Source organism: Microbacterium sp. HMWF026, assembly GCF_003061325.1.
GTDB classification, from domain to species: Bacteria; Actinomycetota; Actinomycetes; order Actinomycetales; family Microbacteriaceae; genus Microbacterium; species Microbacterium testaceum_E.
Genome location: NZ_QAJB01000417.1, coordinates 622 through 8,686, shown reverse-complemented (window position 1 = coordinate 8,686; position 8,065 = coordinate 622). Strand labels below are relative to the sequence as shown.

Here is an 8,065-nt window from a genome sequence, read left to right as displayed (position 1 = left end):
GCCATGTAGAGGGGCAGGGGCAGCTCGATCAGCGCGAGGGCGGCGATCGCGGCGGCGCACACGAGCAGGGTGACCGTGAGCACCCGGCGCATGCCCCACCGACCCATCCAGCGGCTCGTCACGGGACCCGCGACGGCCTGGCCGATGCTCGTCGCCGCGAGCACGAGGCCCGCCGCGCCGTAGGAGCCGGTGACGTGCTCGATGTGGAGCAGGATGGCCAGGCTCGTCATGCCGTTGGGGAAGCGCGCCGTCAACTGCGCGGCGATGATGCGCCCCACGCCGGGGGTTCGGAGGAGTTCGCGGTAGGCGGCCACCGGACAACGCTACAGCCGTCCTCCGACATCCGCCGAGGAGGGGAGGGGAGGCCCGGGCGGCGACACGCCGCGACACGCCGGAACGCCGTTTCCACCGCCTGTGCGATGTCGGAACCCCCGTCTAGCGTCCGATCTGTGGACAGACGGGGGCGCGACGCGTCAGAACCGCGGAATCGCGGCTGTTAACACCGCTCGTGAAGGGGGTGGATCTGTGGATGAAATCGTGGACAACCTGTGTTGTACATGGGGAGAGACGGTGGAAAATCACACGGATGTAACTACTACCCCTTGTGGTGCCCCCCGATGTCGGCACCCATATGTAGTATTGAGGTCCCGGCGAGCCCTGCCCGCCCGGACGAAGATTTTTCAGGGGAAAGAGAGAACGACATGGCGATCACGGTCTACACCAAGCCGTCCTGCGTCCAGTGCACCGCGACCTACCGCGCACTCGACTCGAAGGGCATCGAGTACAACGTGCTCGACCTGTCCGAAGACCCGTCGGCCCTCGAGCAGGTCAAGTCGCTCGGGTACCTGCAGGCTCCTGTCGTCATCACCGACGAGGACCACTGGTCGGGCTTCCGCCCCGACAAGATCGACGAGCTCGCGTCGCGCCTCGCCTGATCCGGCGACGGGCTCACCGACCTCCGTCATGAGCACTGTCGTGTCGGCTACCGAGGCTCCGCTGCTGGTCTACTTCTCGAGCGTGTCCGGTAACACCGCGCGTTTCATCGAGAAGCTCGGCAAACGGGCCGTGCGCATTCCGCTGCGGCCGACCGATCCGCCCCTCCACGTCGACGAACCCTTCGTGCTGGTCACCCCCACCTACGGCGGGGGTGCCGGCCGGGGCGTCGAGAAGGGCGCGGTCCCCAAGCAGGTCATCCGCTTCCTGAACGAGGAGCGGAACCGACGAAACATCCGCGGGGTCATCTCCGCGGGCAACACGAACTTCGGCGATGCCTTCTGCCTCGCCGGCGACATCGTCGCGCGCAAGTGCGCGGTGCCGCATCTATATCGACTCGAAGTCTTCGGTACGCCCGACGACGTCGAGCGGGTCACCGAGGGATTGGAACGATGGTGGAAGTTGAGCTGACCGACGTGGACTTCAAGACGGAGGCGCGCTTCGAGGGCCTGGATTACCACGCCCTGAACGCGATGCTGAACCTGTACGACGCCGACGGCAAGATCCAGTTCGACGCCGACAAGCGCGCCGCGCGCGAGTACTTCCTGCAGCATGTCAACCAGAACACGGTGTTCTTCCACTCGCTCAAGGAGCGCCTCGACTACCTCGTCGAGAAGGAGTACTACGAGCCGACCGTGCTCGCGAAGTACTCGATGGAGTTCATCCAGGAGCTGAACGACCGCGCGTACGGCGCCAAGTTCCGCTTCGAGACGTTCCTCGGGGCGTTCAAGTACTACACGAGCTATACGCTCAAGACCTTCGACGGAAAGCGTTACCTCGAGCGCTTCGAGGACCGCGTCGTCATGACCGCCCTCGCCCTGGCCGACGGCGACCCGCGTCTGGCGGTCCAGCTCGTCGACGAGATCATCTCGGGCCGGTTCCAGCCCGCCACCCCCACGTTCCTCAACGCCGGCAAGGCGCAGCGCGGCGAGCTCGTGTCGTGCTTCCTGCTGCGCATCGAAGACAACATGGAGTCGATCGCCCGCGGCATCAACTCCGCCCTGCAGCTGTCCAAGCGCGGCGGCGGCGTGGCGCTGCTGCTGTCGAACATCCGCGAGTCGGGTGCGCCCATCAAGCAGATCGAGAACCAGTCGTCGGGCATCATCCCCGTCATGAAGCTCCTCGAAGACAGCTTCAGCTACGCCAACCAGCTCGGCGCGCGCCAGGGTGCGGGTGCGGTGTACCTCAACGCCCACCACCCCGACATCCTGCGCTTCCTCGACACCAAGCGCGAGAACGCCGACGAGAAGATCCGCATCAAGACGCTCTCGCTGGGTGTCGTCATCCCCGACATCACCTTCGAGCTCGCCAAGAACGGCGAGGACATGTACCTCTTCTCGCCGTATGACGTCGAGAAGGTGTACAAGAAGCCCTTCGGCGACATCTCGGTGACCGAGAAGTACCGCGAGATGGTCGACGACCCGCGCATCAAGAAGACCAAGATCAACGCGCGCGAGTTCTTCCAGACCCTCGCCGAGATCCAGTTCGAGTCGGGCTACCCGTACATCATGTTCGAGGACACGGTGAACAAGGCCAACCCGATCGCCGGCCGGATCAACATGTCCAACCTGTGCTCCGAGATCCTGCAGGTCAACACGCCGACCACGTACAACGAGGACCTCTCGTACGACGCCATCGGCAAGGACATCTCCTGCAACCTCGGCTCGATGAACATCGCCCTCGCGATGGACGGTCGCGACCTCGGCCTGACGGTCGAGACCGCGATCCGCGCCCTGACCGCGGTCAGCGACCAGAGCCACATCGCCTCGGTCCGCTCGATCGAGGACGGCAACGACCGCTCGCACGCCATCGGCCTGGGCCAGATGAACCTGCACGGCTACCTCGCCCGCGAGCACGTCTACTACGGCTCCGACGAGGGCATCGACTTCACGAACATCTACTTCTACACCGTGCTGTTCCACGCGCTGCGGGCCTCGAACCGCCTGGCGATCGAGCGCGGCACGGCGTTCGACGGCTTCGAGAACTCGACCTACGCCTCGGGCGCGTTCTTCGACAAGTACACCGACCAGGTGTGGGAGCCGCAGACCGCCAAGACGAAGGAGCTGTTCGCCGGTATCCAGATCCCCACGCAGGACGACTGGCGCGAACTCAAGGCCTCGATCCAGGCGCACGGCATCTACAACCAGAACCTGCAGGCGGTGCCCCCGACCGGTTCGATCTCGTACATCAACAACTCGACGAGCTCGATCCACCCGATCGCGTCGAAGATCGAGATCCGCAAAGAGGGCAAGCTCGGTCGCGTCTACTACCCGGCCCCGTTCATGACGAACGAGAATCTCGAGTACTACCAGGACGCGTACGAGATCGGCTACGAGAAGGTCATCGACACGTACGCCGCCGCCACGCAGCACGTGGACCAGGGTCTGTCGCTGACGCTGTTCTTCAAGGACACCGTCACCACGCGCGACATCAACAAGGCCCAGATCTACGCCTGGCGCAAGGGCATCAAGACCATCTACTACATCCGTCTGCGTCAGCTGGCGCTCGAGGGCACCGACATGACCGAGTGCGTCTCGTGCATGCTCTGACCCGCTGACCACCCATCGATCAAGGACACAGGAACGACATGGCTGAGAAGCTGCAGTTGCTGAACCACGTGCAGGCCATCAACTGGAACCGCATCCAGGACGACAAGGACCTCGAGGTCTGGAACCGTCTGGTGAACAACTTCTGGCTGCCCGAGAAGGTGCCGCTGTCCAACGACATCCAGTCGTGGAACACGCTCACCCCCGAAGAGCAGACCCTCACGATGCGCGTGTTCACCGGGCTCACGCTCCTCGACACGATTCAGGGCACGGTCGGCGCCGTCTCGCTCATCCCCGACGCGATCACGCCGCACGAAGAGGCCGTCTACACGAACATCGCGTTCATGGAGTCGGTGCACGCCAAGAGCTACTCGTCGATCTTCTCGACGCTGTGCTCGACCAAAGAGATCGACGAGGCGTTCCGCTGGTCGACCGAGAACGAGTTCCTTCAGAAGAAGGCGCGCATCGTCATGGACTACTACCGTGGCGACGACCCGCTCAAGCGCAAGGTCGCCTCGACCCTGCTGGAGTCGTTCCTGTTCTACTCGGGCTTCTACCTGCCGATGCACTGGTCGAGCCGTGCCAAGCTCACCAACACCGCCGACCTCGTGCGCCTCATCATCCGCGACGAGGCCGTGCACGGGTACTACATCGGCTACAAGTTCCAGCGCGGTCTCGAGACCGTCGACGAGGCGCGTCGTCAGGACATCAAGGACTACACGTTCTCGCTGATGTACGAGCTCTACGACAACGAGGTGGGGTACACCCAGAGCCTCTACGACTCGGTGGGCCTGAGCGAGGACGTCAAGAAGTTCCTGCACTACAACGCCAACAAGGCGCTGATGAACCTCGGCTACGAGGCGATGTTCCCCGCGTCGGTCACGAACGTGAACCCGGCGATCCTGTCGGCCCTGTCGCCGAATGCCGACGAGAACCACGACTTCTTCAGCGGGTCGGGCTCGTCGTACGTCATCGGCAAGGCCGAGGCGACCGAGGACGACGACTGGGACTTCTGACCCCGTTCCGACGACGGCCCCGTGCGAGCGATCGCGCGGGGCCGTCGTCGTTCGTCGTCGCGCTGACTTATGACCTAAGGCGTCTACCTAATACCTGTAGGCTGGTGGCATGCAACGCCCCCCGCTCACCCCCCGAACGGTCGTCCGCACGGCCGCCGACCTCGCCGACACCCACGGCCTCGACGAGGTCACCCTCTCGGCCGTTGCGCGCGAGCTCGACGTCCGCACGCCCAGCCTGTACGGTCACGTCCGCGACCTGGCGGCGCTCCGCGACGGTGTGACGATCCTCGCCCTCGGCGAGCTCGCCGACCAGGCGGGCGACGCCGTCGCCGGCCGCGCGGGCCGAGACGCCCTGCGCGCTCTCTGCGACGCGCACCGCGACTACGCCCGCTCGCACCCGGGGCGCTGGCAGAGCCTGCAGCGCCGCGCCGGGGATCGAGTCGTCCGCAGTGACGAGGCCGCCCGCTCGAGCCGCGCGCTCGCCGCGGTGCTGCGCGGCTACGGCATCGCCGAGAGCGACCGTGTCCACGCGACCCGGCTGGTCGGGTCGTTCCTCAACGGCTTCCTGCACCTCGAGCACGTGGGTGGCTTCGCGCACAGCGCCCCGCCTGCCGACACCTCGTGGTCGCTCCTCATCGATCGGCTCGACGACATGCTGACGCGCTGGGACGGAGAGGTCGAGAGATGATCGAGACGCCCTTCACCCTCGATCTCCTTCGTGGCGGAGCGGAGCTCGTCCCCACCGACCGGGGCGTGAGACTGCACCGACTGCCCCTGCCGTACCGCGAGCGCGAAGCCGACGCGCAGTTCGCGATGGTGGAGCGGCAGCCATCCGGCATCCATCTGCGGTTCCGGACGGCGGCGACCACCGTGGCGCTCCGCCTGCACGCCACGCGGGTGTCGTATCGCGGTCTCGACCGCCCCCGCGGCCAGGTCGATGTGCGCGTCGACGACGTGCTCGTGCAGCGATGCCCGCTCGAGGCCGGCGACGCCCTCGAGCTCGATCTCGCCACGGGCGGCGCGGCCCCTCGGCCCGGTGAGGACGACGTCGTGACGGTGGCCGCCCTCCGGCCCGCCGAGAAGACCGTCGAGATCTGGCTGCCGCACAACGAGCAGATCGATCTGGTGTCGCTGCACTCCGACGCGCCCGTCACGGCCATCCCCGACCCGCGACCCGTCTGGGTGCACCACGGCAGTTCGATCAGCCACGGCTCGAACGCTGCCGCGCCCACCGAGATCTGGCCCGTCGTCGCGGCGCGCGCCGCCGGTGTACAGCTGCACAACCTCGGCTTCGGCGGGAGCGCGCTGGTCGACCCCTTCGTGGCACGGGTGATCCGGGACCGGGATGCCGACGCCATCAGCGTGAAGCTCGGGATCAACGTCGTGAACGCCGACCTGATGCGAGCGCGCGCGTTCGTCTCCGCCGTGCACGGGTTCCTCGACACGATCCGCGAGGGGCACCCGGACACGCCTCTGCTGGTGGTGTCGCCGATCTTCAGCGGTATCCACGAGAAGACGCCCGGACCGGGTGCGTTCGACCCCGAGGCGCTGCGGACGGGGGACGTGCGTTTCGTCGCGACCGGTTCACCCGCCGACGTCGCCCGCGGGGCGCTGACGCTCGAGGTGGTGCGGGATCTGCTCGCCGAAGTCGTGGCCGCGCGGTCGGGCGACCCCGCGCTGCACTACCTCGACGGGCTTCAGCTGTACGGCGTCGACGACGCCGCGTCCCATCCGCTGCCCGACGGCCTGCACCCCGACACGGCGACGCACCGACTGATCGGCGAGCGCTTCGCGGCAGCGGCGTTCGGGCCGCGCGGTGCGCTCAGGGTCTAGGGTCAGCCCGGCCACTCCCGCGACTCCAGTCGTTCGAGCAGCACCTCGACCGCCGACCCCTCCATGCCGCGCACCCACCGCTGGGTCGACGACCCCCGCGACGACACGGTCCGGCCGCGCTCCCCGCGCTCCAGGCGCACTTCCACCTGCCCCGACGAGACGCTGACCCCGCGCAGCACGCCCGCCGCGACCATCGCCGCGAGGGGGTCATGCAGGGCGCAGCGGCGGTCGGCGAAGACGCGCCCGGCGTAGAAGTCCAGGTAGAACGGCAGCATCGCCGCGAGAGCGCGGGGGAGCGCCCCGGCGATCGCATCGAGACGCACCAGGTCGGTGGCATCCATCGTCTGCGACATCGTGACGTCGAGGGGCACCAGGGTGGTGTCCCATTCCTGGGCGAAGACGACGGCCGCCGCCTCGGGATCGTTGTGGACGTTCGCCTCGGCCCACGCCGTGACGTTGCCCGAGTGCGCGAACGCACCGCCCATCACCACGAGGCGCTCGAAGGCGGCGACGCCGGGCGTCTCGGCGTAGGCGGCGAGGTTGGTGAGCGGACCGAGGGCGAGCACGGTGAGATCGGGATGCCGTGCGGCCAGGTGGTCGATGAGCTCGACGGCGGGGCGCGCATCGTGCACCCGCGCGGCGGTCGTCAGGGCGATCCCGCCGATGCCGTCGTCTCCGTGCACGTGCGGGGCGCCGCCCGCGTACGCTCGGCCGCGGAAGTCGTGCGCACCCACGGCGACCGGGATGTCATCGACGCCGGCGAGCTCGAACAGTGACAGGGTGTTGGCGGCGGCGCGGGCGGCATCCGTGTTCCCCGACACCGTCGTGACCCCGACGATCTCGACCGCCGGCTCGGCCAGCAGGTAGGCCAGGGCGAGGGCGTCGTCGATGCCGGTGTCGCAGTCGACGAGGATGGGCCGGCGGCTCACGCGGTCACCGCGTAGGCGTCGAGGCGCTCGAGGGCGGGCTGCGAGGCGTCGTCGGCGACCGCGGCCGCCCCGACCGCGCAGGCGCGTTCCAGGGCGTCGGTCTCGGTGTCGCCGCGCAGCAGCCCGACGACCAGCGCGGCGCAGAACGCGTCGCCCGCGCCGACGGTGTTGCGTACCGTCGCCTTTCGACCGGGGGCGGATGCCACCAGCTCGCCGTGGCGGTACAGTCGCGCCCCCGCGGCGCCCAGCGTGACGCACAGCAACGGGGCGTCGTGCACCGAGGGCAACTGCGCGTACTCGGGCTCGTTGACGATGACCAGATCGCACGCCTCGAGCACGTCTCCGGGGAGGGGACGCGCGGGAGCGGCGTTGAGCGCGAAGAAGCCCGCGGTCCGCGCCGCGGCCGAGATCACGGCATCCGACACCTCCAGCTGCGCGAGCACCGCGGCGCCGGGGGCGATGCCGAGGGCGTCGGCGTCGATCGCGGCGTTGGCCCCCGGGCACACGACGATCGAGTTCTCTCCGCTCGCGTCGACCACGATGAGCGCCGTCCCGGTGGCCGCGTCGGTGGTCTGCACGCCCGAGGCGTCGACGCCGATGTCGGCGAGCCGTTCGCGCACACCGCGACCGTCGACGTCGTCGCCGACGCCCCCGATCAGCCGCACCTCGGCGCCGAGGCGGGCGGCGGCGACGGCCTGGTTCGCGCCCTTGCCGCCCGGGCCGCGGTGAAGGACCCCGTCGGCGACGG

Annotated in this window: 9 protein-coding genes; 6 read left to right on the top strand and 3 right to left on the bottom strand. The window is 68.2% G+C overall.

Going from position 1 to position 8,065, the window contains the following annotated elements:
• Positions 1-314 (bottom strand): MFS transporter (locus DBR36_RS15145; RefSeq protein ID WP_146185394.1); only part of this gene is annotated, 314 nt, incomplete at its 3' end.
• A gap of 387 nt (positions 315-701) precedes the next feature.
• Here DBR36_RS15145 and nrdH point away from each other — a divergent pair.
• The 6 genes from nrdH (at position 702) to DBR36_RS15115 (ending at position 6,388) form a co-directional block, all read left to right on the top strand.
• Positions 702-935 (top strand): glutaredoxin-like protein NrdH, encoded by a 234-nt coding sequence (gene nrdH / locus DBR36_RS15140; RefSeq protein WP_055838040.1) that lies wholly within the window; start codon positions 702-704, stop codon positions 933-935.
• Positions 936-963: 28 nt separating this feature from the next.
• A complete protein-coding gene (nrdI, locus tag DBR36_RS15135; protein ID WP_108320568.1) occupies positions 964-1,404 on the top strand; it encodes a class Ib ribonucleoside-diphosphate reductase assembly flavoprotein NrdI in 441 nt (146 codons plus the stop codon).
• Positions 1,386-3,542: a class 1b ribonucleoside-diphosphate reductase subunit alpha gene (nrdE, locus tag DBR36_RS15130; RefSeq protein ID WP_108320567.1), complete on the top strand. Its 2,157-nt coding sequence runs from the start codon at positions 1,386-1,388 to the stop codon at positions 3,540-3,542. The genes nrdI and nrdE overlap by 19 nt, the downstream gene beginning before the upstream one ends.
• 38 nt (positions 3,543-3,580) lie before the next feature.
• Positions 3,581-4,555, top strand: coding sequence for a class 1b ribonucleoside-diphosphate reductase subunit beta (nrdF, locus tag DBR36_RS15125; RefSeq protein WP_108320566.1), 975 nt, complete (start codon positions 3,581-3,583; stop codon positions 4,553-4,555).
• Between the two features lie 109 nt (positions 4,556-4,664).
• Positions 4,665-5,243, top strand: a complete 579-nt coding sequence (locus tag DBR36_RS15120; RefSeq protein WP_108320565.1) for a TetR/AcrR family transcriptional regulator — start codon at positions 4,665-4,667, stop codon at positions 5,241-5,243.
• Positions 5,240-6,388 (top strand): SGNH/GDSL hydrolase family protein, encoded by a 1,149-nt coding sequence (locus tag DBR36_RS15115; protein ID WP_108320564.1) that lies wholly within the window; start codon positions 5,240-5,242, stop codon positions 6,386-6,388. The genes DBR36_RS15120 and DBR36_RS15115 overlap by 4 nt, the downstream gene beginning before the upstream one ends.
• Before the next feature lie 2 nt (positions 6,389-6,390).
• Here the strand turns inward: DBR36_RS15115 and DBR36_RS15110 are convergent, their stop codons facing one another.
• Entirely contained in the window at positions 6,391-7,317 is a 927-nt protein-coding gene (locus tag DBR36_RS15110) for a nucleoside hydrolase (RefSeq protein ID WP_181373629.1), read from the bottom strand.
• Positions 7,314-8,065 (bottom strand): PfkB family carbohydrate kinase (locus tag DBR36_RS15105; RefSeq protein ID WP_108320569.1); only part of this gene is annotated, 752 nt, incomplete at its 5' end. The genes DBR36_RS15110 and DBR36_RS15105, both read right to left, overlap by 4 nt.

What these genes read in the sequence shown, in the direction of transcription:
- nrdH (WP_055838040.1), top strand. Translation starts at nt 702, where the DNA reads ATGGCGATCACGGTCTACACCAAGCCGTCCTGCGTCCAGTGCACCGCG.
- nrdI (WP_108320568.1), top strand. Translation starts at nt 964, where the DNA reads ATGAGCACTGTCGTGTCGGCTACCGAGGCTCCGCTGCTGGTCTACTTC.
- nrdE (WP_108320567.1), top strand. Translation starts at nt 1,386, where the DNA reads ATGGTGGAAGTTGAGCTGACCGACGTGGACTTCAAGACGGAGGCGCGC.
- nrdF (WP_108320566.1), top strand. Translation starts at nt 3,581, where the DNA reads ATGGCTGAGAAGCTGCAGTTGCTGAACCACGTGCAGGCCATCAACTGG.
- DBR36_RS15120 (WP_108320565.1), top strand. Translation starts at nt 4,665, where the DNA reads ATGCAACGCCCCCCGCTCACCCCCCGAACGGTCGTCCGCACGGCCGCC.
- DBR36_RS15115 (WP_108320564.1), top strand. Translation starts at nt 5,240, where the DNA reads ATGATCGAGACGCCCTTCACCCTCGATCTCCTTCGTGGCGGAGCGGAG.